Annotated in this window: 24 protein-coding genes, 1 pseudogene and 2 riboswitches; of the genes and pseudogenes, 17 read left to right on the forward strand and 8 right to left on the reverse strand. The window is 63.2% G+C overall.

Annotated features, from left to right (window positions below; translation table 11 throughout):
* Positions 1–13 precede the first annotated feature (13 nt).
* Complete coding sequence (locus ABVV53_RS09380) at positions 14–913, reverse strand: SMP-30/gluconolactonase/LRE family protein (protein ID WP_353984110.1); 900 nt, start codon at positions 911–913, stop codon at positions 14–16.
* A gap of 149 nt (positions 914–1,062) precedes the next feature.
* Positions 1,063–2,487, reverse strand: coding sequence for a sigma-54-dependent transcriptional regulator (locus tag ABVV53_RS09385; RefSeq protein ID WP_353984111.1), 1,425 nt, complete (start codon positions 2,485–2,487; stop codon positions 1,063–1,065).
* A 160-nt stretch (positions 2,488–2,647) separates the two neighbouring features.
* Here ABVV53_RS09385 and ABVV53_RS09390 point away from each other — a divergent pair.
* The 10 genes and pseudogenes from ABVV53_RS09390 to gcvPB all read left to right on the forward strand — a co-directional run.
* Positions 2,648–2,779 (forward strand): annotated as a pseudogene (locus ABVV53_RS09390) (hypothetical protein); the annotation flags it as partial.
* Positions 2,780–2,787: 8 nt separating this feature from the next.
* The gene (locus ABVV53_RS09395) at positions 2,788–3,921 is read left to right on the forward strand and encodes an NAD(P) transhydrogenase subunit alpha (RefSeq protein WP_353984112.1); all 1,134 of its coding nucleotides are present in this window, start codon (positions 2,788–2,790) and stop codon (positions 3,919–3,921) included.
* 117 nt (positions 3,922–4,038) lie between these two features.
* Positions 4,039–4,323 (forward strand): NAD(P) transhydrogenase subunit alpha part 2, encoded by a 285-nt coding sequence (locus tag ABVV53_RS09400; RefSeq protein ID WP_353984113.1) that lies wholly within the window; start codon positions 4,039–4,041, stop codon positions 4,321–4,323.
* A 44-nt stretch (positions 4,324–4,367) separates the two neighbouring features.
* On the forward strand, positions 4,368–5,783 hold the full coding sequence (locus tag ABVV53_RS09405; protein ID WP_419956772.1) for an NAD(P)(+) transhydrogenase (Re/Si-specific) subunit beta: 1,416 nt from the start codon (positions 4,368–4,370) through the stop codon (positions 5,781–5,783).
* Between the two features lie 151 nt (positions 5,784–5,934).
* Positions 5,935–6,624 carry an aspartate/glutamate racemase family protein gene (locus ABVV53_RS09410; RefSeq protein ID WP_353984114.1) on the forward strand — a complete coding sequence of 230 codons (690 nt, stop codon included), beginning with the start codon at positions 5,935–5,937 and terminating at the stop codon, positions 6,622–6,624.
* On the forward strand, positions 6,621–7,781 hold the full coding sequence (locus ABVV53_RS09415; protein ID WP_353984115.1) for a deoxyguanosinetriphosphate triphosphohydrolase: 1,161 nt from the start codon (positions 6,621–6,623) through the stop codon (positions 7,779–7,781). Before ABVV53_RS09410 ends, ABVV53_RS09415 begins: the two co-directional genes overlap by 4 nt.
* Positions 7,782–7,906: 125 nt before the next feature.
* Positions 7,907–8,011: riboswitch (glycine riboswitch) on the forward strand.
* A 1-nt stretch (position 8,012) separates the two neighbouring features.
* Positions 8,013–8,126: riboswitch (glycine riboswitch) on the forward strand.
* Positions 8,127–8,160: 34 nt separating this feature from the next.
* Positions 8,161–9,312, forward strand: a complete 1,152-nt coding sequence (gcvT, locus tag ABVV53_RS09420; RefSeq protein WP_353984116.1) for a glycine cleavage system aminomethyltransferase GcvT — start codon at positions 8,161–8,163, stop codon at positions 9,310–9,312.
* A gap of 11 nt (positions 9,313–9,323) precedes the next feature.
* Positions 9,324–9,695 (forward strand): glycine cleavage system protein GcvH, encoded by a 372-nt coding sequence (gene gcvH / locus ABVV53_RS09425; RefSeq protein ID WP_353984117.1) that lies wholly within the window; start codon positions 9,324–9,326, stop codon positions 9,693–9,695.
* Between the two features lie 57 nt (positions 9,696–9,752).
* A complete protein-coding gene (gene gcvPA, locus ABVV53_RS09430) occupies positions 9,753–11,111 on the forward strand; it encodes an aminomethyl-transferring glycine dehydrogenase subunit GcvPA (protein WP_353984118.1) in 1,359 nt (452 codons plus the stop codon).
* Positions 11,108–12,706: an aminomethyl-transferring glycine dehydrogenase subunit GcvPB gene (gene gcvPB, locus ABVV53_RS09435; RefSeq protein ID WP_353984119.1), complete on the forward strand. Its 1,599-nt coding sequence runs from the start codon at positions 11,108–11,110 to the stop codon at positions 12,704–12,706. The genes gcvPA and gcvPB overlap by 4 nt, the downstream gene beginning before the upstream one ends.
* Before the next feature lie 58 nt (positions 12,707–12,764).
* On the opposite strand, the gene ABVV53_RS09440 is transcribed toward gcvPB, so the two are convergent.
* Positions 12,765–12,893 carry an entericidin A/B family lipoprotein gene (locus tag ABVV53_RS09440; RefSeq protein ID WP_353984120.1) on the reverse strand — a complete coding sequence of 43 codons (129 nt, stop codon included), beginning with the start codon at positions 12,891–12,893 and terminating at the stop codon, positions 12,765–12,767.
* A 91-nt stretch (positions 12,894–12,984) separates the two neighbouring features.
* Positions 12,985–13,869: a DMT family transporter gene (locus ABVV53_RS09445; protein ID WP_353984121.1), complete on the reverse strand. Its 885-nt coding sequence runs from the start codon at positions 13,867–13,869 to the stop codon at positions 12,985–12,987.
* Positions 13,870–14,000: 131 nt separating this feature from the next.
* Between ABVV53_RS09445 and ABVV53_RS09450 the strand changes: the two genes are divergently transcribed.
* Positions 14,001–14,207 (forward strand): hypothetical protein, encoded by a 207-nt coding sequence (locus ABVV53_RS09450; protein WP_353984122.1) that lies wholly within the window; start codon positions 14,001–14,003, stop codon positions 14,205–14,207.
* Positions 14,208–14,235: 28 nt separating this feature from the next.
* Here the strand turns inward: ABVV53_RS09450 and ABVV53_RS09455 are convergent, their stop codons facing one another.
* Positions 14,236–15,747, reverse strand: a complete 1,512-nt coding sequence (locus ABVV53_RS09455) for a TadA family conjugal transfer-associated ATPase (RefSeq protein ID WP_353984123.1) — start codon at positions 15,745–15,747, stop codon at positions 14,236–14,238.
* Positions 15,748–16,677: 930 nt separating this feature from the next.
* Between ABVV53_RS09455 and ABVV53_RS09460 the strand changes: the two genes are divergently transcribed.
* From ABVV53_RS09460 to ABVV53_RS09470, 3 genes are all read left to right on the forward strand, one after another.
* Positions 16,678–17,565 carry an ArdC family protein gene (locus tag ABVV53_RS09460; RefSeq protein ID WP_353984124.1) on the forward strand — a complete coding sequence of 296 codons (888 nt, stop codon included), beginning with the start codon at positions 16,678–16,680 and terminating at the stop codon, positions 17,563–17,565.
* Positions 17,562–17,846: a sigma factor-like helix-turn-helix DNA-binding protein gene (locus tag ABVV53_RS09465; RefSeq protein WP_353984125.1), complete on the forward strand. Its 285-nt coding sequence runs from the start codon at positions 17,562–17,564 to the stop codon at positions 17,844–17,846. The genes ABVV53_RS09460 and ABVV53_RS09465 overlap by 4 nt, the downstream gene beginning before the upstream one ends.
* A gap of 82 nt (positions 17,847–17,928) precedes the next feature.
* Complete coding sequence (locus tag ABVV53_RS09470) at positions 17,929–18,840, forward strand: HEPN domain-containing protein (protein WP_353984126.1); 912 nt, start codon at positions 17,929–17,931, stop codon at positions 18,838–18,840.
* Between the two features lie 7 nt (positions 18,841–18,847).
* Here the strand turns inward: ABVV53_RS09470 and ABVV53_RS09475 are convergent, their stop codons facing one another.
* Positions 18,848–19,225 (reverse strand): hypothetical protein, encoded by a 378-nt coding sequence (locus tag ABVV53_RS09475; protein WP_353984127.1) that lies wholly within the window; start codon positions 19,223–19,225, stop codon positions 18,848–18,850.
* Positions 19,226–19,573: 348 nt separating this feature from the next.
* Here ABVV53_RS09475 and ABVV53_RS09480 point away from each other — a divergent pair, with 348 nt between their 5' ends.
* The 3 genes from ABVV53_RS09480 (at position 19,574) to ABVV53_RS09490 (ending at position 22,459) form a co-directional block, all read left to right on the forward strand.
* The gene (locus tag ABVV53_RS09480; protein WP_353984128.1) at positions 19,574–21,679 is read left to right on the forward strand and encodes a DUF3363 domain-containing protein; all 2,106 of its coding nucleotides are present in this window, start codon (positions 19,574–19,576) and stop codon (positions 21,677–21,679) included.
* 151 nt (positions 21,680–21,830) lie between these two features.
* Complete coding sequence (locus ABVV53_RS09485) at positions 21,831–22,253, forward strand: hypothetical protein (RefSeq protein ID WP_353984129.1); 423 nt, start codon at positions 21,831–21,833, stop codon at positions 22,251–22,253.
* Positions 22,254–22,279: 26 nt separating this feature from the next.
* Entirely contained in the window at positions 22,280–22,459 is a 180-nt protein-coding gene (locus ABVV53_RS09490) for a helix-turn-helix transcriptional regulator (protein WP_353984130.1), read from the forward strand.
* Between the two features lie 292 nt (positions 22,460–22,751).
* On the opposite strand, the gene ABVV53_RS09495 is transcribed toward ABVV53_RS09490, so the two are convergent.
* On the reverse strand, positions 22,752–23,786 hold the full coding sequence (locus ABVV53_RS09495; RefSeq protein ID WP_353984131.1) for a CBASS cGAMP-activated phospholipase: 1,035 nt from the start codon (positions 23,784–23,786) through the stop codon (positions 22,752–22,754).
* Positions 23,783–24,187 carry a type II CBASS E2 protein gene (locus tag ABVV53_RS09500; protein ID WP_353984132.1) on the reverse strand — a complete coding sequence of 135 codons (405 nt, stop codon included), beginning with the start codon at positions 24,185–24,187 and terminating at the stop codon, positions 23,783–23,785. The genes ABVV53_RS09495 and ABVV53_RS09500 overlap by 4 nt, the downstream gene beginning before the upstream one ends.
* Positions 24,188–24,199 lie beyond the last annotated feature (12 nt).

Below are 24,199 nucleotides of genomic sequence, written 5' to 3' on the forward strand. Positions count from 1 at the left end.
GCTGCGGGCCGGCTCACCCCAGCTTAAAGCGCACAGGTTCGATCCTCATGCCGGGTGTGGGGGATCTGCCGCGCAGGAGGAAGGAGTTCTGCTCCGCGATCTCACCTCCCTCCTTCAGCGTGTCGCCGCCGTCGGCGGGCACCGAGGTGAAGAAGACGTCGCACATGTCCGCGCCGCCGAAGCGCAGTTGCGTGTTCGAGCCATCCGGTGTTTCATAGCGCGGAAGTTCGGTTCCATCCGGCGCCAAACGCGTGAAGTAGTTCGAGCGGAAGCCGGTGACCCAGAGGTTGCCCTCCGCGTCGAGCGCCATGCCATCGGCATCCTCTTTGGCGAGGAACCGCTGCCTGTTGGAGAGGGTGAAGTCGTCTGCGACGTCGAAAGCCCATGTGCAATGGAACGTGTCGTTGCAGTAGAAACGCCTGCGCTGTTGGTCGAACATGATCCCGTTGCTGAAGCCAATGTCTTCCGCCACTTTCGTCAACTCGTTCGAGGCGCTCAGGCGATAGATCTGAGTGCGCTTCGTTTGCTGGCCCGCTATCACCATTTCGATATCGAGGGTGCCGAAGAAGAGCCCGCCCTTGCCGTCGGGCACCATCTCATTGATGCCGTTCACCGGCTCTCCCTCGATCCGGTCGAGCAGCCAGCCGGACTTGCCGGTTTCGGGGTTGCTCCACATGATCCCCCCTTGCCCGGTGGAGAGGACCGAGCCGTCGGCGTTCATGAGCACGCCGCCAGTCCACATCCGCTCGGGGTTGAGCGAGGCCACCTTGGTTCCATCTGGCTTCACGCCATGGAGGCCACCGCCGATCACGTCGCTGTACCAGATCACCTCGCGCTCGTGATCGATAGCCAGCCCCTCCAGATACGTTCCTGTGGCTAGTTTCTCGAACCCGCCTTCGCTGGCTTTGCCCACGCCACTCTCCCTGTATGCGGCGATCGCCTGCCGGGCCGAGCACTTTCGGCCGAACAGCTTTGCTCTGCGTTCGTCAGGGTGTTGGACCGGCTGGATGTTGTCAACGGTACTGCTGGCAAACGGCTCCGGACTTGTTGTGGTTGCGAGGTTTAAGCCGCGTTGTCGATGCCTAGCTCGCTGAGCTTGCGGTAAAGGGTGGAGCGTCCGATCCCCAAACGGCGCGCCACTTCGGTCATGCGCCCTCGATAAAGCCCTATCGCCAGTCGGATCACGTCTGCCTCGATTTCCTCGAGCGGGCGCAAGTTGCCGTCAGCGGTGTAGAGCATCACGCCCGAACTGCCCTGCGCAGGGGTGGACGAACCTGGGGATTGTGACGGGCCAAGGATGTTGAGAAGCTGTGGAAAATCCTCGGCGGTCAGAGCATCGCCGTCGCAAAAGACTGCCGCGCGGAACAGCACCGCCTGGAGCTGGCGCACATTGCCAGGCCAATCATAAGCGGCGAGCAGCGCCAGTGCGCCATCGGTAATCCCCAGTTCGCGCAGTCCTGGCTGCTCCCCGATGCGCGTGAGGAAGTGCCGTGAGAGCGAGGGTATGTCTCCGGTTCGCTCCCGCAGGGGCGGCAAAGTGACCGTGACGGAGGAGAGGGCGTCGAACAGTTCGGGCAGGAACAGGCCTTCGTCCACCAGTTCCTTCAACGGCAGATTGCTTGCCGCGATCAGCCGCACGTCGATGCGGAAGCTGTGCCGCACACCGATCGGGCGGACGTCACCCCGTTTCAGCGACTCGAGCAGGCGTTCCTGAACGATCAGAGGCAGCCGGTCGATTTCATCCAGAACCAGCGTGGCACCGTCGCAATGCTGCAAAGCACCGATCTGTCGATCAAAGGCGCCAGGAAAGGCGCCTTTCTCATGCCCAAAGAGAATGGACTCGATCGCGTTGGAAGGCGTTCCTCCAACATTCACGATCCGCAGCGGCATCTTGGACCGTGGCGATGCGGCGTGCATCGCTCGCACCAGCATTTCCTTGCCGGATCCGCTTTCGCCCTCGATCAGCACCGGACCGTGGCCGCGGGCTGCCTTCGCGGCGACGGCGAGGGCTTTGCGGAAAGTGGGCGCTGCCCCGATCATGGACTCGAAGTCCGGTGTCGAGGGCATCTTCTCGGTAAGCGGGGCGAGCTCGTCTTGCGGGGCCTCTTGCGTGGTGGCCACTCGCAGAGCGTGCATCAGCCTGTCGGGTGCAACAGGCTTGATGAGGTAATCGGTGGCGCCCGCGCGCATGGCCTCGACAGCCAACAGAGGTGATGTGCTGGCCGTCAGCATCAGAATCGGGATAGCCGGGCGGCGCGACTTGAGCTCGGCAATCAGCGCACAAGCGTCGTCACCCGGCACCCACTGGTCGAGGATGATCGCGTTGAGCTGCATGCCCTGACGCGTTCCGAGGGTGGCGATCGCGGTCTCGGCATCGCGCGCGAGAATTGTACGCCAGCCCTCACGGGCGGCGAGCGCGGAGATAAGACGGCTTTGCGCCGGCTCGTCATCAATCAGCATCAGCAGGCGTGGTTCAAATTCCGACATGTTCGCTTGCGGCTTGCCCTCGCTTCCCCAACCACGTCTTCGTACGCGCTCTCGGTAAAGACGGGATTAAGCGAAAGGCTCTGTGGCCAAAGACTAGAGGACTTGAGCGTGGCGAAGGTCACGGCTAGAGCCGCGAAGCAGTTTTCGGCATAAACAGGGAAGTAGAGCGATGGCATCCGGCAAGGACATGAAATCCGCGAATGACACGTACAGCGGCTTCATTGGCTTGGTGAAGGTCGGCACGATAGTGTCCGTGATCGCGGCAGTCGTCGTGGTCTTGCTGATCGCCTGAGCGCCATCATGCCGCAGGGCCGGCGGATTGCCGTCCTAAGGGAACGCGCACCCGGGGAAACTCGCGTTGCGGCAACGCCGGAGACGGTCAGGAAACTGATCGCGCTCGGAGCCGAAGTGCGGGTGGAAACCGGGGCCGGGGTTTCGGCCTCGATTGCTGACGCTGACTACCAGACCGCCGGTGCTATGATCGGCTCCGCGGCCGAAGTGCTCGGCGGCGCGCAGATCGTCCTTGGCGTTCAGGGGCCGGGCCCCGCACTGCTCCAGGGTGTCGCGCCTGGCGCCTGGGTCGTGGCCATTCTCGACCCCTTCGCTCAGCGAACGCAGATCGACGCTTATGCGGCGGCCGGGCTGGAGTCGCTGGCGATGGAGTTCATGCCCCGCATCACGCGCGCGCAATCCATGGATGTGCTGTCCAGTCAGTCCAATCTGGCCGGCTACAAGGCGGTGATCGCGTCAGCCGACGTGTATGGCCGCGCCTTTCCGATGATGATGACGGCGGCGGGCACGATCAGCGCTGCCAAGGTTTTCGTGATGGGCGTGGGGGTTGCAGGGCTGCAGGCGATCGCGACGGCTCGAAGGCTCGGTGCCCAAGTCTCCGCCACAGACGTGCGCGCCGCGACCAAGGAGCAGATCCAGTCACTTGGCGCAAAGCCGATCTTCGTCGAGAACGTGGCCGGCATCGTGGGTGAGGGCGCCGGTGGTTATGCCACCGAGATGTCCGAGGAGTATCAAAAGGCGCAGGCCGAGCTCGTATCCAGCCATATCGCGAAGCAGGACATCGTCATCACCACGGCGCTGATCCCCGGCCGGGCCGCGCCGCGTCTCGTCACAGACCCGCAGATCGCGACCATGAAGCCCGGTAGCGTGATCTTCGACCTTGCCGCGCCGCAGGGCGGCAACGTGGAGGGAACCGTGGCGGATCAGATTGTCGAACGCCACGGTGTAAAGATCATCGGCTATTCCAATACGCCCGCGCACCTGCCGGCCGACGCCTCGGCGCTTTACGCGCGCAACCTGTTCAACTTCCTGTCCGCGTTCTGGGATCAGGAGGCGGGCGGTCCTGTGCTCGACGTGGAAATCGGTGAAGCAATCCGCCTGACGCAAAGCGGCCGGGTGGTCCATCCAAGGCTGCTGGGGTGAAGGTGGGCCAACCGTTGAGGGGCTGGTGTTCGGTAGTCGGCTCCACGCGATCTTTCTTGGCATCGATCCAATCCGCCAACTTTCCCCTCTGGGAAGCACAACTTCGGAGGCCCTAGGATGGACTTCATCTCGATCCTCTCGATCTTCGTCATGGCCTGCTTCGTGGGCTATTACGTCGTGTGGTCGGTCACACCGGCACTGCACACCCCTCTGATGGCGGTTACCAACGCGATCTCCTCCGTGATCATCGTGGGCGCACTCGTTGCCGCAGCCGCTGCCGGTTCACCGACCGCGAAGTGGCTGGGGCTTGGGGCCGTTGTGCTGGCGAGCGTGAACATATTCGGCGGCTTTGCCGTAACCGAGCGCATGCTGGCGATGTACAAGAAGAAGGACCGCAAGTGAGCTTCGTCGGTCCGATCCAGACCACACCCTCGATGGCTGACGTCATGCCGATCGAACACGTGGTGAATCCGTGGGTGGCATTCGCCTATCTAGCCTCGGGTGTGCTGTTTATCCTGGCGCTGCGAGGACTTTCGTCTCCTGCGACGTCCCGGCGGGGTAATCGCTTCGGCATGGCGGGCATGCTGATCGCGGTCATCACCACGCTCGTCACGCACGAGATTGCGAGCCTGCCCGAGATTCTCGTCGCGATCGCTATCGGCGGCGGGATCGGGTTTGTCATTGCCCGCCGCATCCAGATGACGGCGATGCCGCAACTCGTCGCCGCATTTCACTCCCTTGTGGGCTTGGCCGCGGTGTTGGTCGGGGTCGCCGCCTACTTCAACCCGGGCGCTTTCGGTATCCTCGATTCCTCCGGTCTGGACATCCTGAAGCAAAGCCGCATCGAAATGGGTCTGGGTGTGGCCATCGGCGCCATCACCTTTTCTGGCTCGGTGATCGCGTTTGCCAAGCTCAACGGCAACATGAGCGGCGCGCCGATCCTGCTGCCGGCGCGCCACGTCATCAACCTGGCTGTGCTGGCCCTGATCCTGGTTCTTGTGGCGGTGTTCGGGCTGGACACGCCCGCGTTGTTCTGGGGCATCGTCATCCTCAGCTTTGCGATCGGTTTCCTGCTGATCATTCCGATCGGCGGCGCGGACATGCCGGTCGTGGTCTCGATGCTGAATTCCTACTCGGGCTGGGCGGCAGCGGCGATGGGTTTCACGCTGCACAACACGGCGATGATCATCACCGGTGCGCTGGTCGGCTCTTCCGGTGCGATCCTCTCGTACATCATGTGCAAGGCGATGAACCGGAGCTTCATTTCGGTCATTGCCGGAGGCTTCGGCGCGGAGGCCGGAGCAGGCGGAGCAGCGGCGAAGACGGATCGCCCGTGGAAGCGGGGCTCCGCAGAGGACGCCGCCTTCCTGATGAGGGAAGCCGAAAGCGTCATCATCATTCCCGGCTACGGCATGGCCGTAGCGCAGGCGCAGCACGTTCTGCGGGAGATGGGTGACCAGCTCAAGAAGCACGGCGTCAACGTGAAGTATGCCATTCACCCCGTGGCGGGACGCATGCCCGGCCACATGAACGTCCTGCTCGCCGAAGCCAACGTGCCTTACGATGAGGTGTTCGAGCTGGAGGATATCAATGGCGAGTTCGCGCAGGCCGATGTCGCCTTCATCATCGGCGCGAACGACGTTGTGAACCCCGCTGCCAAGACCGACAGGTCCTCGCCGATCTACGGCATGCCGGTGTTCGACGTGGACAAGGCCAAGACGATCTTCTTCATCAAGCGCTCGATGGGCGGACAGGGCTATGCTGGCGTCGACAACGACGTGTTTTACATGGACCAGACAATGATGCTTCTGGCCGACGCGAAGAAGATGGTAGAGGATATCAACAAGGCGCTTGCGGACTGATTTCCCGCGAATGCGCAATCTGGCAGTAAGGTAAGGGTGCTAGCGGTAATCGCGCGATAGACCTTTTGCTCTGTGGGCTGGACGGGGATCGTCCAGCCAAGCTAGGCGTTGAGCTACGCAAACGACCGATGCACAACCGGAAGGAACCTTAGTGCGTAAGATCGGCCTGATCGGCGGCCTCAGCTGGTACTCCACGAAGACCTACTACGACCATATCCAGCGCGGCGTTCAGTCGCGTGGCGGCAACCGAGCCAGCGCGCCGATGGTGATCGAAAGCTTGGATGCCGGCAACCTGATGTGCCTTTCCGGTGCTGACGACTGGGCGCGCGCTGCCCAGGAGCTTTCCGAATCCGCTCGCCGTCTTGAGGCAGCGGGTGCAACCGCCATCCTGATCGGTGCCAATTCGATGCACAAGGTCTACGACCAGGTAGCTGCGTCCGTCTCGGTGCCGATCCTGCACATAGCGGAATGCGTGGCCGAGCGGATGGTGCAGAAAGGCGTCAAGCGGGCCGCGCTGATCGGCACGCGCAACGTCATGCTTGAGAGCTTTTACCGCCAGAAGCTGATCGCGCGCGATATAGAGCTTCTGCCCCCTAACTTGCAGCGCGTCGAAATCGTAGACCAGATCATCTATGACGAGCTGATGTACGGTAAGGCCACTCGCCAGGCCGAGCGAGAGATGAAGACCATCATCACCACACTCGAGCAGGAAGGAGCCGAGGCTATCGTGCTGGGCTGCACCGAACTGGAGATGATCGTCGACGTTGATGCCAATGTCCTGCCGGTTTTCGATTGCACGGCCATTCATGCGGAGTGCGCCGTCGAATGGATTCTCGGGTGACGCTGGCACCTTACGGCACCGACTGGACTCGCTCGCGCGGTCGCGAGTTTACGGTAGAGAACGCACTCGCGCGTGGCCCCCGCAGTGCTTATCAGCGCGACCGCGACCGGATCATCCACTCGATTGCGTTTCGCCGGCTGCGATACAAAACGCAGGTCTTCGTGGCCCCCGATGGCGACCACTACCGCGTCCGGCTGACCCACAGCCTGGAGGTTGCGCAGATCGCCCGCGTGATCGCACGTACGCTGGGTCTGGATGAGGACCTGACCGAGGCACTGGCGCTCGCCCACGACATCGGGCACGCGCCGTTTGGTCACGCAGGCGAAGAGGCTCTCGACGGAGCGCTCCACGACCACGGTGGCTTCGATCACAACGCTCAGACTCTGCGCACGCTGATGCGGCTCGAATCGCCCTATTGCGAACACGACGGTCTCAATCTGACGTGGGAGACGCTGGAGGGTCTGGCCAAGCACAACGGTCCCGTGGCTCAGCCAGGTTGGGCGCTGGCTGAGCTGGATGCGGCTTTCTCGCTGGATCTTGGCACTTGGCCTTCGCTCGAGGCACAGGTTGCTTCGCTCTCCGATGACATAGCGTACGACAACCACGACATTGATGACGGCTTAAGGGCGGGATTCCTCGACCTGGAGGAAGTCCTGACGCATCCTTTCGTCGCTGATCATTGGCGGCAGGTGGAGAAGCGCTACCCATCTGCTCCGCTAGACAGAAAGGTAGCGGAACTGATCCGCAGCCAGATCGGCTTCATGGTCAACGACCTGATCGCCGAAACGCAGAAGCGCCTTGAGGGTATCGGCAGTGTCGACGAGATCCGGTCTTCAGGCCGGCCCATCGCCGCCTTCTCGGACGAGCTTGCAGAGCAGGAGCGTGCGTTCAAACGTTTCATGTATGAAAAGCTGTACTATCACCCGGAGCAACTGGAAACCGCCCGCCGTGCGAAGGCGGTTGTCGCCGAACTGTTCAGCGCCTACTCGCAGCAGCCGGTGCTGATGGAGGAGAATTGGATCGACGGCCTGCCGCGTCACGAACCCGAGCGGAGCCGTCACATTGCCGACTACATCGCAGGGATGACCGACCGTTTCGCGATCGCGCGCTTTGCGGACATCTACGGCACCATGCCGGAAGGCTTGAGCAACGTCTGACCGAGCGGGGTGGTCGTGCGGGGCTTTCATTCCCCAGAACCGGCGCAAGGATTCCGCGAATACCTCTGGCCTGTCCTGCGGCACAAGTTGACTTGCTCCCGGCGCTCGCCCAAGGATTTGCCATCGCTGACAGCGCGGGAGAGACTGGCGCGATTCGCAGTGCGGATCGGGCCGGCGCCGAAGGAGCAACCGCCCCGGAAACTCTCAGGCAAAAGGACCGCGCGGCGTCGATAGCGTGACTCTGGAAAGTGCTCCGCCTATCACGGCAGGGCCGCCGAAGGTGTAACCTCACAGCGTTCGCGCCATGGGGGAAAGCTCTCAGGTTTCCGTGACAGAGGGGGCACCGGATTGGTGTGCCGAAGCTGTGCGGAGTCGTGTCTTGAGCGAATTTGATATTCCCGAAGATGAGGAAATCGCGGCCAAGCCGCAGCTCCTGCCGCTGGATCCCTGGCACCGTGAACGCGGTGGCCGGATGGTCGAGTTCGCGGGCTACTGGATGCCGGTGCAGTATGAGGGCATCATCGCAGAGCACTTGTGGACGCGGGAGAACGCAGGCCTGTTCGACGTCAGCCACATGGGCCAGATGGAGGTCTCTGGAGAAGGCGCCGCAGAGGCGCTCGAGACCCTGCTGCCTGGCGACATATCGGCGCTGAAGCCCGGTCGGCTGCGTTACTCTCTGCTGCTGGACGAGAACGGCGGCATCCTCGACGATCTCATGGTGACCAATCGCGGGGATGCGTATTACCTCGTCGTCAACGGCGCGACGAAGTGGGACGATATCGCCCATTTGCGCGAGCATTTGCCCGACGCGATCACTCTCAACCACCTCGACGAGCATGGGCTGCTGGCTTTGCAGGGGCCGAAGGCGGCCGCAGCTCTCGATCGCCTGGGCCTGGAGCCTGCCTCTTCAGACATGCCGCGGCTTGAGGAACTGAAGTTCATGCAGGCCGGGCAGTTCGGTTGGCAGGGTCATCTGCTTGGCGTGAGCCGGTCCGGCTACACCGGCGAGGATGGCTTCGAGATATCGCTTCGCGGGGAGGACATCGAGGCCTTTGCCGACGCGCTTTGCGAGCAGCCTGAAGTGAAGCCAGTCGGCCTTGGCGCCCGGGACTCGCTTCGGTTGGAGGCCGGCTTGCCGCTCTATGGCCACGACCTCACTCCCGACATCGATCCGGTGAGCGCGGGCCTTGGCTTCGCCTTATCCAAGCGCCGCCGCGCGGAGGGGGGCTTTCCCGGTGCCCAGCGCATCCTCGATCTGCTCGCCGGCAAGCCGGTCACGACTCGCGTCGGTCTGGCTCTCGAAGGTCGGATGGCCGCTCGCGAGGGCGCCACTGTCTGGCGTGGCGACCAACAGGTTGGCACTGTCACGTCGGGCGGCTTCTCGCCGACACTGCAGCGCCCGATCGCAATGGCTTATGTTGAACTCCCCTGTGGCGCCGAGAGAACCGCACTGGAACTGGAAACGCGCGGCAAGCGTCTGCCCGCGAGCGTTGTGGCGATGCCCTTCGTCCCCCACCGTTATCACCGTTGAGGATACCTCAGATGACCCGTTATTTTTCCGAAGAGCACGAGTGGATCGAAGTTGAGGGCGAGACCGGCACCGTCGGCATCACCGATTATGCGCAAGGCCAGCTTGGCGATATCACCTTTGTCGAACTGCCCGCCGAGGGCGCAGCCGTAAGCAAAGGCGATTCGATCGCGGTGGTAGATTCGGTAAAGGCCGCATCCGACGTGTACACGCCCGTTACCGGCACTGTGAGTGAGATAAACGCTGCGCTGGCTGATGCACCGGAGCTGGTCAACTCCGACGCAGAGACCAGCGGATGGTTGTTCCGCATCGCCCTGAGCGACTCGTCCGAGCTAAACGCTTTGATGGACGAGGGAGCTTACAAGACCTTCGTGGAAGGCCTTTGATCCTGTGATCCTCCCTGCGGGGAGGATTTTCCCGCGCCTTGCCGGAGCTCTCTTTCCATGCGTTACTTGCCCCTGACCGATACCGACCGCGCAGACATGCTCGGCGTTATCGGTGCCGCCTCTGTCGACGATCTCTTCGTCGACGTTCCCAAGGAGGCCCGCCTTTCCGGCGCAATCGAAGGCTTGCCCCTGCACGCCAGTGAACTCGCGGTAGAGCGGCACATGGCTCGTCTTGCCGCAAAGAACCTGACGGCAGGGAATGCGCCGTTTTTTCTTGGCGCGGGTGCGTACCGCCACCACATTCCCGCGTCGGTGGATCACCTGATCCAGCGCGGCGAGTTCCTTACCGCCTACACGCCTTACCAGCCTGAGATCGCGCAGGGCACGCTGCAGGTGCTGTTCGAGTTCCAGACACAGGTCGCGCGCCTGTTCGGGACCGATATCGCCAATGCCTCGATGTACGATGGTTCGACCGCATGTTGGGAGGCGATCCTGATGGCGGCCCGCGTCACAAGCCGGGGGCGTGCGGTGCTTTCGGGCGGCCTCCACCCGCACTATGCGCAAGTCGTAAAGACGCTGGCCAAGTTCACACGGGACAAGATCGACGCCCGTCTGCCCGAGCTGACGGCTGTGCCCGACGATGCGGCGGTAATCAGTGCCATCGACGGCGAAACTTCCTGCGTGGTAGTTCAATACCCCGACATCCTGGGGCGGATCCCCGATCTCGCGGCGATCGCGGAGGCAGCTCACGCTAAGGGTGCGCTGCTGATCGCGGTGGTCACCGAGCCCGTCGCTCTGGGCCTGATCGAAGCTCCGGGCCACCTCGGAGCGGACATCGTAGTGGGTGAGGGGCAATCGCTGGGTGTGGGGCTGCAGTTCGGAGGACCATATCTTGGCCTGTTCGGATGCCGCGAGAAGTTCGTGCGTCAGATGCCGGGCCGTCTGTGCGGAGAGACTGTCGACGCGGAAGGGCAGCGGGGCTTCGTGCTGACGCTGTCCACCCGCGAGCAGCATATCAGGCGCGAGAAGGCGACGAGCAACATCTGCACCAACTCCGGGCTTTGCGCGCTCGCGTTCAGCATTCACATGACTCTGCTCGGGGGCGAGGGGCTGGCGCGGCTGGCGCAGGTCAACCACGGACGTGCGCAAGTGCTGGTAGAGCGGTTGACAAAAGTGCCCGGTGTTTCGTGCCTGAACACAAGCTACTTCAACGAAGCAACTCTGCTGCTTCCGTCCGATGCCCGTGAGGTCGTCCGCGCGCTCGCTGAGCGCGGCGTGCTGGGTGGTGTCTCGCTGGGCAGACTTTTCCCGGGCGTTGACGGACTAGCCAACGGCTTGCTGGTGACTGCCACTGAAACTGTCACGGACGAAGACATCGAAACATTCGCCACTGAGCTTGCAGGAGTGTTGGCATGACCGCGACGAACGCCGCCGGCTGGCGGCCGGCCATGGGTGATACCGGCGCCGGCGCTGACAAGCGCCCCACGACCAGCGGTGACTATGGCCTGATGCTGGAGGAGCCGCTGAGCTTCGAGCTGGGGGGCGATGGCAAGTGCGGGGTCGATCTCGACCAGCCGGAACGTACGCCTTTGGCCGGGCTGCCGCTGCGCAAGGCGGCACCGGATTTGCCGGGCCTTACCGAACCGGAGACGGTGCGCCATTACACGCGCTTGTCGCGGCAGAACTACGCCATCGATCTCGGGCCTTTTCCGCTGGGCTCGTGCACGATGAAGCACAACCCACGGCTGAACGAGAAAGTCGCGCGCCTGCCTGGTTTTGCTGACGTTCACCCGCTGCAGCCGCAGCAGAGTGTGATCGGAGCGCTGGAGGTCATTTCTGAACTTGCGGACTGGCTTGTCACGCTGACCGGCATGTCGGCGGTTGCAATGTCGCCAAAGGCTGGCGCTCATGGCGAATTGTGCGGCTTGCTCTGCATTCGCGCTGCGATCGAGGCTCGCGGCGAAACGCGAGACGTGGTCCTGGTGCCGGAGTCCGCTCACGGCACCAATCCAGCTACGGCGGCCTTTGCTGGCTTCAAGGTGGAGAGCATTCCCGCCACTGCGGAGGGTCGTGTGGATCTGGAGGCGCTCAAGAGCAAACTGGGGCCGAACGTGGCGGGCGTGATGATCACAAACCCGAACACCTGCGGATTGTTCGAGCCCGACATGAAGGCGATCGCCGATGCAGTTCACGCGGCAGGCGGGTATGTCTACTGCGACGGTGCGAACTTCAATGCGGTTGTGGGCAAGGTCCGGCCTGGCGATCTCGGGGTCGACGCCATGCACATCAACCTGCACAAGACCTTTTCGACGCCGCACGGCGGGGGCGGACCAGGTGCAGGGCCGGTCGTTCTGTCGGAAGCATTAGCGCCCTACGCACCTCTGCCGTTCGTCACGCGTGACGCGGATGGTCAGGTTCGCCTGATTGAGGAGGAGACAGCGGGCGAGGATCATCCGAGCACCTTTGGCCGAATGGTGGCGTTCCACGGTCAGATGGGCATGTTCACCCGCGCCCTGGCTTACATCCTCAGCCACGGAGCGGACGGCTTGCGGCAGGTCGCGGAAGATGCGGTGCTGAATGCCAACTATGTCCTGCGAAGTGTGGAAGACGTGCTGAATGCACCTTTCGCCGCGAGCGGGCCCTGCATGCATGAAGCGCTGTTCAGCGACCAAGGCTTCGCTGATGGCCTCTCAACGCTGGACGTGGCGAAGGGGCTGATTGACGAGGGCTTCCACCCGATGACGGTGTACTTCCCGCTCGTCGTACATGGAGCCATGCTGGTCGAACCCACGGAGACTGAGAGCAAGGCGGGCCTCGACCGTTTCATCGGTTCCCTGCGCAGCTTGGCCGAGCGCGCTCGCAACGGCGATGAGGCGCTACACTCGGCGCCGCACTACGCGCCGCGCCGCCGTTTGGACGAGACACTGGCCGCGCGTAAGCCGGTGCTGGTGTGGAAGGGCGCGCCAGCGCCCTCCGGGAGTCCTTCGCTGACGGAAATCGGCGACCGATAGTATCCGTTGGCGGCCGCGCGTAACCTGGCATTCAGGTCTCGCGCGGCCGCCCGGAAACTTACAACGCGCGGTCGGCTGCTTCGCCCACCGACTCGACGTCACGACCGGCGCCCTTGACCGTGTTACAAGCGGTGGCGCCGAGTGCGATGCTGCCCGCGACGAGCGCGAAAACGACTTTCCTGAGCATGTCCTAAATCCTTTCGGTGGGGGCGCGCCGGCTTTCACCATGCTGCGCCTGCGCACCAAACACGCGGTGAGCCGCGGTGTTCCCCGCAGCATCAGACCTCTTCGAGCGCAGAGCCCGGCGAGATCGCGCGAGACAGTCGATGCTCGCGCCAAGTGATGACCAACCCAGCCGCAACAATAGCCGGTGCCCCCAGCCAGGTAGCGGCAGGTGGTAGGCGGTCCCAGATGAGCCAGCCGTAAAGCGTCGACCATACGAGCGCGGTGTAGTCCATCACCACCACCGTTGCGACCTGCCCGAAGCGCAGCGATGTCGTGATAAGCAGTTGTGCCAGAGTGCCGCACACGCCGATTGCGATCAGCAGCGCCCATTCCGCCGCTCCGTGGGGCGTGATCGATGTCGGCAGAAGGAGCGAGGCGATCAAGGCTCCGTAGAAGGCGAACCAGAAGACGCAGGAGATCGGCGCTTCGGTTCGTGCGAGGTCGCGGATTTGGAAGCTCACCAACGCCACCAGCAGCCCCGCACCCAGTCCTGCGGCGAGGCCAAGGGGGGGAACGGGCTCGTGTCCGGGCTGGCTGATGATCAGGACCCCCACGAAGCCCAGCACTACGGCCGTCCAGCGCCATGGCCCAACTGTGCTGCGGAACACCAATGCTGTGATCAGCACCGCGAATAGTGGGGTCGTGAAGCCAAGCGTCGTGGCTTCGGAAAGCGGCAGCAGCATTGCCGCGGTCACGTTGCAGTAAAGCGCCGCTGTGCCCAGCGCGGCGCGTTGGGCATGGCTTGCCATTCGCTTGGTGCGAAGCAGCCCAAGATCCCCACGGCTGGCGAGCCAGACAAGGATCAGCGGCACGCTGACGGCTTGGCGCCAAAACATCACTTCAGTGGACGCAACGCCATATTCGCCAACGGTCTTGACCAGCATGAACATCGTGGCAAGCAGAGCCATTGCGCAGAGGCGCAGGCAGATCGCCAGCATCGGGCGGTCCGCCCGCCGAGCAGATTGAGCAGATATTGCCGCGCCGGATGGGTGTGTCTGCTGGGCCGGGTTCTGGAAAATGTTCACTGGGATGCGTTTACCCTCGCCCGGCAGTGAGGCAAGGCGGCAGAATGGATCTTGGCGACAACTGGTTGATCATTGCCGCAGGCGTGGCAGCGCTCATCGCTGTGCTGGCTTGGCTAGCCGAAAATCGCCGCGTGCGCCGCGTCAATCTCGATCAGGTGGGCTTCATGCCATGGACGGGACTCTTCTTCTTTGCGATCCTGGCTGCGGTCGTGCTGCTTGCCCTCGGCGTCAAGGCCATGCATTCCGCATGAATCTCCCCAGCCCCTCCACTTCGTGAGGTCAGAGGCAGGCCTCCAGATATGCCTGGTCGAAACCGAACTGGCGGGCTTTTTCGAGGGTATAGGGGCGTAGGCCGGAACTGCGATACTCGCCGATGATCTTACCATCGTCAGCTTCGTCCAGGTACTCGAACTTGAACAGTTCCTGGGTGACGATGACATCGCCTTCCATGCCGATCACTTCGGTGATGTTGGTCGTCCGGCGGGAGCCGTCGCGTAATCGCTTCACCTGCACAATCAGATCGACGGATTCCGCGATCTGGCGACTGATCGCCTCCTTCGGGATCTTGATGTCGCCCATCAAGATCATGTTTTCCATACGACCCAGACACTCGCGCGGGCTGTTGGCGTGAAGGGTGCACATAGAGCCATCATGGCCGGTGTTCATCGCTGCGAGTAGATCGAAGCACTCCGCGCCGCGAATTTCGCCCAGGATGATCCGGTCGGGCCGCATGCGCAGGGCGTTCTTTACGAGATCGCCGATGGTGATTGCACCCTGTCCCTCGAGGTTCGGCGGGCGGGTCTCCAGCGGTAGCCAGTGTGGTTGCTGCAAGCGCAGTTCGGCCGCGTCTTCGATCGTCAGCACGCGCTCGTTCGGGTCGATCATCTTCGACATGGCGTTGAGCATCGTGGTTTTGCCTGAGCCAGTGCCTCCCGAAATCACGATGTTCATCCTGCAGGCGCCCGCGATCTTGAGCGCTGTCGCCATCTTATCGCTCATCGACCCAAAGTCGCGCAGCATGTCGATGGTGATCGGCTTTTCCGAAAACTTACGAATCGAGATCGCGGTGCCGCGCAAGCTGAGCGGCGGGACAATAACGTTGACGCGACTGCCGTCTTTCAGGCGCGCGTCTGCCAGCGGCGTCGTTTGGTCGACACGGCGGCCGACCTGATTGACTATGCGCTGCGCTATCTGAAACAGATGCTGCTCGTCGCGGAACCGGATTCCGGCGAGCTGCAGCTTGCCTTTCTTTTCGATATAAGTCTGGTTCGGGCCATTGACCATGATGTCCGACACGTCAGGGTCATTCAGCAGCTCTTCGAGCGGTCCGAAGCCGAGCAACTCATCGATGAGCACTTTTTCGAGCGCGAACTGCTCACGCCGATTGAAGGTGATCTTCAGCTCGGCGAGCACTTCGACGATGATCGGGCGGAACTCCTCGGAGAGTTCGTCCTTGGTCAACGTCGCCGCTGCTTCCGGATCGACGCGCTCGAGGAGACGCGGCAGCACCTGTTCCTTGATTTTGTGAATCGAGGCCTCGAAGCCGTCCTGCTCCGATTGTTCGTGAACGGCATTGGCGCGGTCAGCCAGCCGCGACATTGCGTCCTCGCGGGAGTTCTGCGGAGTAGCGAAGGCCTCGTTCCCAAGCACCGGAGGAAACTGCTCCCCGCCCGGTAGTGAGGCTGCTCCGATGCGTTCAGGTGCGCCTTTAAGCGGCTTTGCTACCCCGAAGGCAGGTCTGCCACCTGCGTTCATCCCGCCGATGCCGTTGCGCCGCCCGAATGCCGTCATGAACTCATCAACCCCTTGCGCGCGCACGCCCGGCGGACGCCACAGTTTCGATCTGTGCCCGCTAATTAAGGTTGAAGCTTTGATAACTTCCTAATGTCCCCGTCTCGAAGCCTGGCTGCCCATGTCGACCGTCAAAGGCTAGGGATGCTGGCAGTACGGCGTACGATGCTGAGAAGTTCAGTGACGCCCTTCACGAGAGAGCATCTAACCTTACCACTTGTCTTGTTGTTGCAAGTGGTGCCGGGGACGGAGTCCAATGCGAAAACAATTATCTAGTGATCTGAGATAGCTAGTAGAGGCCATTCGGCTTCATGTACCGTCAGAGATACCGTCACGTTCGGACGGTGCCTGTTAGATGCCCGGTTTTTAGCGGTTTTACCCTACAAGGAGTCCGGCGGAGGGGCAATGCCGTTCTCATAGGCGGCTCACGCCGGGCACTCTCATCCCGCGCCCGCGCTTGCAGCTCTCGTGCATCCTCCCTCACGTGCGGATGGGGTGTACCTGCTCAATAGTCCGAGTGCGAGAGGCGGGGCGTCTCAGGCTTCATCCGCCTGACCGCGCTCTACGTGCGCTCACGCTCCGGCCGAGCCGTCTGGCGGCGTCTCGTCGGCAAAGCCGTTGCGATCGCAGACGCGTTCCCGTGCCGCCTTGAGCGGCCCGGGAGGCGGGATGCAAATGTGCATCCCTTCGGTGGACGCCCGCGTGTAGCGCGTGCGGCGCTGAGCCTTCGGCTCCAAGGTGGCGGGGGGCGTCGCTGCCCTGTAGCCCCGCCTCGACGGGGCGCAACCTGAGCTGGCGCTCAGGTCATCCACTTCGTTCCTGCCCTTCGGGTGCGCCCCGCCTTCAGCCGGCAGGGCTGTCGGTCCGCTCCTGCCGCCCCCCGCCACCCTGGCGCCGGTCAATGGCGGTTGAAGGAAGGAGTGAAGGAGCATGGCCAAGACCGAACGTGGCAGCCTCTATGGTGAGGTCACTGCCAGGATCATCGCCGAGCTGGAGGAAGGGCGCTTGCCCTGGGTGCAGCCGTGGGATGCGTCGAGGTGCCCGTGCACGATGCCCCATAATGCTGTGTCCGAGCGCAACTACTCAGGCATAAACGTGCTGATCCTGTGGGCCGCCGGCGTGGCGCAAGGCTACGGATCGCAGCGTTGGCTGACGTACAGGCAGGCGGAGAAGGCGGGCGGTCACGTGCGCCGGGGGGAGCGTGGAAGCGTTATCTGCTATGCCGATCGCTTCACGCCCAGGGCCAAGGCCGAGAAGGCGGGGAACGAGGATCGCGAGGCTCGCACGGTTGCATTCCTGAAGCGCTTCACCGTCTTCAACGTGGACCAGTGCGAGGGGCTGCCGGATGCGCTGACTGGGCCTGTAAATCCCATCGATCCGGTGCTTGCGATCGCCGAAGCGGACGCGATCATACAAGGCTGCGGCGCCGACTTCCGGATCGGTGGTGGCGAAGCCTACTACGCTCCCGGGCAGGACTTCGTGGCGGTGCCACACCAGATTGCCTTTCATGCCGGTATCGACTGGTACCGCACCGCGCTGCATGAACTGAGCCATTGGACCGGGCACGCCAGCCGCCTCAACCGTGACCAGACAGGCGCCTTTCGCTCCGCTGCCTACGCGCGTGAAGAGCTCGTTGCCGAGATGGCGAGTGCCTTCACCTGTGCGTCGCTTGGCATCCAGCCGACCGTGCGTCACGCCGACTACATCGGCGCCTGGCTGGCGGTGCTGCGTGCCGATGAGAAAGCGATCTTCCGAGCGGCCAGTGCTGCGAGCAAGGCGGCCGATTACCTGCTCCGGCACGGGGAGGGCGAGGCATGATCCGGCACCTTGCCTTTCTTCACCAGCACGTGCGCGAGCTGTTCCTGAAGAACTGCTCGCCCGAGATCGCCGACCCCGATCTGCGGCGGCTGGCGCGTGCAGTCGCCTCGTTGCCAGACCGCCAGCACGAGGTGTTCCGTCTCGCCCGGTTCGAGGGGCTGCGGCCCGAAGTTATCGCCTGCCGCCTCAGCATTTCTCAAGATGCGGCGAACCGGGAACTGGTCCTCACCTTGCAGATGATCGGCCGCTCGGTGCGGCGGCAAAAGCGCAAAGGATGGTGACCACAGCGCGGCCGATCCCTTCCGGGATCGGCCGCATCACTTTGCGCTTGGCAGCAGGCGTGCGAAGGACGATTCTGACACGATGAAGACCAGCCTCGATCATCTGCCGCAGGGCAAGCGCGCCGAGCTCGCGCATGTGGTCGAGGTCGTCCGCGAGGGCTTCGCCTTCGCGACCGCTCGGCGCACGCAGCCGCACTTGCGCGAAGCCAGGCTGCTCAAGATCATCCTGTTCGGCAGCTATGCGCGGGGCGATTGGGTCGAGGATCCGGTAGGGCGCTACTTCTCTGACTACGACCTGCTCGTGGTCGTCAATCACGATGATCTCACCGATGCCGCCGAGTTCTGGGAGAAGACCGAAGGGCGGCTGCTGGTTGAACTGTCGGAGGCCAAGCAGCTGCGCACGCCGGTGAGCCTGATCTATCACAGCCTCGACGATGTGAACGATAAGCTGCGGCTCGGGCGCTACTTCTTCATGGACATCCTCAAGGATGGCATCGTGCTGTTCGAGGAGGCAGGCAACCCCTTTGTGGAGCCTCAGCCGCTCTCGCCGGAGCAGGCGCTGCAGGAGACGCGGGAGTACTTTGAAGACTGGTTTAGAACGGCCTTAGAGTTCGTCGAGGGGGCTGAGTTCCATCTCGGAAGAGGCCACCTGAATTTAGCAGCCTTCAACTACCATCAGGCCGTGGAGCGCTTCTACCACTGCCTCTTTCTGGTCCGCACGTTGTACTCGCCCAAGACCCACAACCTCAACCGGCTGCGCGACATGGCTGAGGAACTGGAGCCGCGTCTGAAGACGGTCTGGCCGCGCGAGAACCGCTTTCAGAAGCGGTGTTATTCGCTCCTGCGCGACGCCTATGTGAAGGCCCGCTACTCGCGATCCTACGTTATCACTGCCGAGCAGCTTGACTGGATTGCCAGCCGCGTGGCGGTGCTGCAGGACGTGGTTCGCCAGGCTTGCGAGAGCCGCATCGAGACCCTCGCCGAGGCCGCCTGACGCTTCCTTAAGCGGCCTCTTCCACGACGATGTCGAGCGTCAGCTGTAGCACGTTCTGATCGTCTGCAGCGGCGTGTGGTTGCACGGTCTCGGTGCCGCACGCGAGCGTGATCCAGTCAAAATCCCAATTCAGTTCCAGCACGTCCTGTATGCCTTTGCGGGTGATCCGGACCAGCGCTGCGCCCTCGCTGGAGAGGAAGAAACTGCATGCGGATGCGCTCTCTGGATAGTGCCCGTGGACCAGCGTTCCGTCGGAGAATGCGAGCGAAAAGCCGTCGTTGATCGCGCGCTCCGGCACGTCGAGAACGGCCTCGATATCGCCGGCCAGCTGCAGCCTCCGGTTTGCTCCTGGCTCGATCCGCACTGCCATGATCCGCACTGCCATGTTCCTGTTCTCCTTCGCGACTCACATGCAAGCGCAGGCTAGAACAAAACAGGAACTATGAGAATGCGTGACGACGGTGCCGACGATGGACCAGAAGCGCGGATGGCTGCGGGTTTGGGCAGGGGGGGCCGGAAAGGGGAGGGAGGGCAAGATAAAGGCCGGAACGCTTCGTCGCGTTTGCCGGGCCAAATGTCTGTCTGCACATCGTTTTTGGGCGAGACGTTTTGTCTCGCGAGGACGGCACCAGGGAGACAATCCCGGTACCATAGTGTCGTGGCGCCGCAGCAAAGCTGGGCTCGTGCGCGAGACACTTGAGGTGGCGGCTGCCCGCCCCTCATATCCGTGATCATGCCACAGGATGACAATCGCTTCGAGCCTCGTGTGGGCCGCTCGCGCCGGGACAGCGCACGGGCTCCGCATGCGCGTGACATGCGCGGGCGCGTGCTCGAGCAGGTTGCGCGGCGCGGCGGCAATCCGCGCGGCGGCGGGGCCAACTTCGGGGGCACGCAAGCGGCGTCTTCCGGCCGCTTCAACGCCCGTGGGCGCGGCGCCAAGATCGCGGCCGTTCTGCCGCGCGGGAGTGGCTGGTCGTTCGACCGCGGCTCAGGCCTCAAGGTGCGCCCCCGCCGGGCCGCGGTAAAGGCCCGCGTGGTGAAGCTTGCCGGCAAGGCCACGGCAGTCGCGCGGCACGTCACTTACCTGGAGCGTGACGGCGTCGCGCGCGATGGTGGGCCCACGCGCTTCTATTCGACCTTTGCCGACGAGGCGGACGCCAAGGCCTTCGTCGAGCGTGGCGCAAAGGATCGGCACCAATTCCGGTTCATCGTTTCGCCTGAGGACGGACGCGAGTTCGGCCACCTGAAAAGCTTCACCCGCGATCTCATGGCGAAGATGGAACAGGACCTTGCCACCAACCTCGACTGGGTGGCGGTCGATCACTTCGACACAGGTCACCCGCACAGCCATGTGCTGGTGCGTGGGAAGACGGAGGACGGCAAGACGCTCAACATCGCCGGCGACTACATCGCCCACGGGATCCGCGCCCGCGCCTCCGAGATCATGACGCGCGAGCTGGGGCCGCAAAGCGAGATTGAGGTGCGCCAGCAGCTGACCCAGGAAGTCGAGGCCGAGCGGCTGACGCGGCTCGATCGTGATCTGCTCCGGCAGGCAAAGGAGAACGTCGTCGACCTCTCCCGCATCGAAGGACCGATGGCTGGTGACGCCGAGTACCAGCAGCTGTTGGTGGGACGTGCCCGAGTGCTCGAGCGCATGGAACTGGCGAGCAGCAGCGGGCCGCTGTCATGGACGCTCGATCCTGCCGCCGAGCAGACCCTGTCCGACATGGGCCGCCACGGTGATATCGTTCGCACATTGCACCAGCGTTTCAAGCTCGACCTCGTCGGGGACCTGTTCGATCGGGTCAGGAGCGGGAAGCGGGCTATCGGACCGTCGTCCGAGCGCCTTGTGGTGCATGAGCGGGCCAAGGTCCGCGCGCCTGTCCCGGAGCTGCCGTCCGGACCTGTCGTCGGCAAGGTAGTAGGCCGCGGGGCTGCCGACGAGGATCACGAACGACGCTACCTGGTTGTGGATGGCGTAGATGGGCGCAGCCACTATCTCGACATCGGCACGACCCAGCAGACGCTCCCCACTGGAGCCACAGTGCGGCTCGACCCCAAGCAAGTGGATGTGCGCACCGCTGACCGCACGATCGTCGCGGTCGCGGCCGCCAGCGGTGGCAAGTACGATATCGACTTCCACCTGAAGCACGATCCAGGCGCGACGGAAGACTTCGCGGAGGCGCATGTACGGCGTCTGGAAGCTATTCGCCGCGCCACCGGCAAGCCCGAGCGGCATCCCCGCGGCACCTGGATCATTGCACCCGATCACCTCGACACCGTGCTCGCCTATGAGCAGGGCAAGCAGCGCGCCGAGCCTTACCGCATCCAGGTGCTCTCGCCCGTGCCGATCGAGAAGCTGGTTCATGTGCACGCCGAGACCTGGCTCGACCGCGAGCTGACCGCACCGGACAAGAGCGAACTGGCGCCCACCGGGTATGGCGGCGAGGTACGCAAGGCGCTGCGGCTGCGCCAGCAGTGGCTGATTGAGCAGGGTTTTGCCGGGCAGCAGGGTGGGGACGTGGTCTACCGCCGCAATCTGCTCCGCGTGCCGCGTGAGCGGGAGGTGAGGGCGGTGGCAGGTCAGCTCTCGGGCGAGCTGGGCCTGCGCTTTGCCGAGGCCAAGCCGAACCAGCAGATCGAGGGCACTTTCAAGCGCACGCTCGATCTCACCTCGGGCAAGTATGCGCCGGTCGAAAAGAGCCGCTACTTCACGCTGGTGCCCTGGCGGCCTGAGCTCGAAAAGTATGTCGGGCGAAGCGTCTCGGGACTGATGCGCGAGAGCGGTTCCATCAGCTGGTCGCTGGGGCGCAGCCGTGGCCCGAGTATCGGCATGTAGCCGCCCCCCATGGACGAGCGGCACCGAACAGACCCCATCTGACCCCATCAGGGCCATTCCCAGGAATGGCACACGGTAGGATACTGGCACGCGGTGGCGGAACGGTTTGCCCCTGGCCGTCCGCCACCACCTTAGCTTTGGAGCAGGTGCCATGGCCCAAACCTACAAGACCCGTCATCAGCTGTTCTTGCCTGAGGACATGAGCAAGCGGCTCGCGCACGTCGCGGAGAGTTCAGGCAAGGCGCGCTCGGAGATCCTGCTCGAAGCGCTGGATGCCTGGTTCACTCGGCGGCAGGCGCCCAGGACTGACGAAGCCATCGGTGTGCGGCTCACGCGGATCGAGCGCAACCTGGACTGCCTTCGTCGCAACGAGGCTCTTGTCTGGGAAATCATGGCTCGGGTTGTGCGGCACCAGCTGATCTCTTCGGCGCAGACGCCCGCGTCCCGTGAAGCGCAGGCAGTCGGCGCCAAGCTTTTTGCCGAGCTGATCGACGAGGTGGCGGACCGGCTGGCAGGCAAGCCAGCGAGCAGCACGTCTGATCCCGCTATCATCAAGCTGAGGTCGCTTCAGTGAGCAGGCAGGAATGGAGCGGCGCGCCGATGCCGATGATGGAACCGCTCGCTGTGCGCATCCCTGAGGCATGCCGCATGATCGGCATCGGCCGATCCAAGCTTTACGAGCTCATCGCCGACGGAACGATCGAGATTGTAAAGATCGGAAGCGTTACCGTCGTACCCGTATCGCAGCTGAAGGCGCTTGTTGAACTCCCAACTCGGTAAGTCGGCTTCGTTGGACCTTGGCGACTGTCCGGACTCAGGAACGATATCGCGGTAAGCCGCCCATCGTTCAGGTGGGCAGAACCGGGCTGACTCACGTCGCCTTCTGGGACGAGCCCGAAATACCGCTCTGGGCGCGCGACTTCAGGTATGCCAACCCTTATTGATGTCCTTGGCGATCGGTCAGCGTAGATCCAGGATCGGGCAATCCGTAACCGTCGCTGTCGGCAGCGAAAAAGCGCAAAGTTGCCTTCTTGTTGAGAAAATAGCCCATACCGCTATGTCTCAAACGCCCTCAAGCGTTTGGGCACCGGACGAATGGGTCTGCACAATCGGTCAGGAACATTGATGCAGTATGGTGTCCCGAACCCTCGGCCAGACTTCGCGCGACACCAGGCAACTCACGCAGGGCGCGCGACACGTCATCGAGTGCGATCGGCTGTCCCGATTCTGGCGGATCGATCCGCAGCACATTGTTTTTGCCGACAAGCAGATAGGCCTGGCCCAAGGCGTTCTTGCACTGCGCCCGCGCCGCAGCCGTGAAGGCGCGCAATAATGCCCAGTGCCGAATGCCGCCGGACCGCGCGCCTTCCTCAACGGTGAATTCAGCTTCTCCCGTGCCGAGGCTCAGAATGCGAATATTCTCCCGCGGAACATCATAGCACGCCAACGCATCGACGAGCGCGTTCATGATCGGATTGTTCGCCCAAATGCCGCCGTCGATCATGAAGTAGCCGTCGTTATCGACCGCCGGATAATAGGACGGCGCAGCGCTCGTGTGGAGTGCGACGTGAGCGAATTTCTGATGCCGATCCTTTTGGTAATCGGGGTGATGCGGCGTCTTGTAAAGGAACGGCTCGCCATGTCGGCCTTCGAAGCTCGGCACCACCAACCGCGTCGTTGCATCGTTCAGCACTCTATCGCCGAAGATCGACAGCAGCTCGTCCCGCAGCACGGTCTGATCGTGCTTGGGGCGCGAAATCCAACGCAGCAGCTGGCACCACTTGCGCCAGCCAGACCAGCCAGGGAAGATGCGCTGTCCGCGCTCGACGTAGATTTGCAGCGCTTCGCGCGCGGTCATGCCATGGGCGAGCGCCAGCGCGATGATGCCGCCGGTCGAAGTGCCGGCCACCATGTCGAAACACGAGGCGATGGAGCGACCTTCAAGGAATCTTTGCTCTATCTCGGCCAGATAGGCTGCCGGAAAGACACCCCTTATGCCGCCGCCGTCAATCGACAGGATTCGGAACAGGCGATCTTTCGGCCAAGGCTGCTTGACCCGCGCATGCTGGATCGTTCCATCTGAGCGGCGGCCGGGAATATATGTCATGCCAATGCACTCAATCCTGGAACTGCGCTGCCGTGGCGACCGCCGCCGGTCCAACGCCCGGTCATTAGCCAAAGCTCGTAACAGGCGATCCAGTCGCACGCCCACGGCACGGTCGTCGTCGCGATCGTCATCGACGGATCCCACTGGTTGGTTGCTGGATCGAACAGGCACAGCGTTGGGTCATCCGCCGGTGGGTAAACATGCGGGAGCTGGCCTTCGATATTGCCGGGCAACCTAATCAGCGCCGGGCGCAGAACCCGGGCGTGCGGAACATCGCCAAGCCGGTAGCGGATCTCTATGCGGAAGCGGCCGAACTGGGGCCGGACCTCGCCAGTCCAGTACGCACTCTGCGTCTGGCGATTGAGCCTATGGATCGAAAAGGACGGCCAGATGCTATTCATCGCGGCACGTTG

The organism is Novosphingobium kalidii (assembly GCF_040534015.1).
GTDB lineage: Bacteria > Pseudomonadota > Alphaproteobacteria > Sphingomonadales > Sphingomonadaceae > Novosphingobium > Novosphingobium kalidii.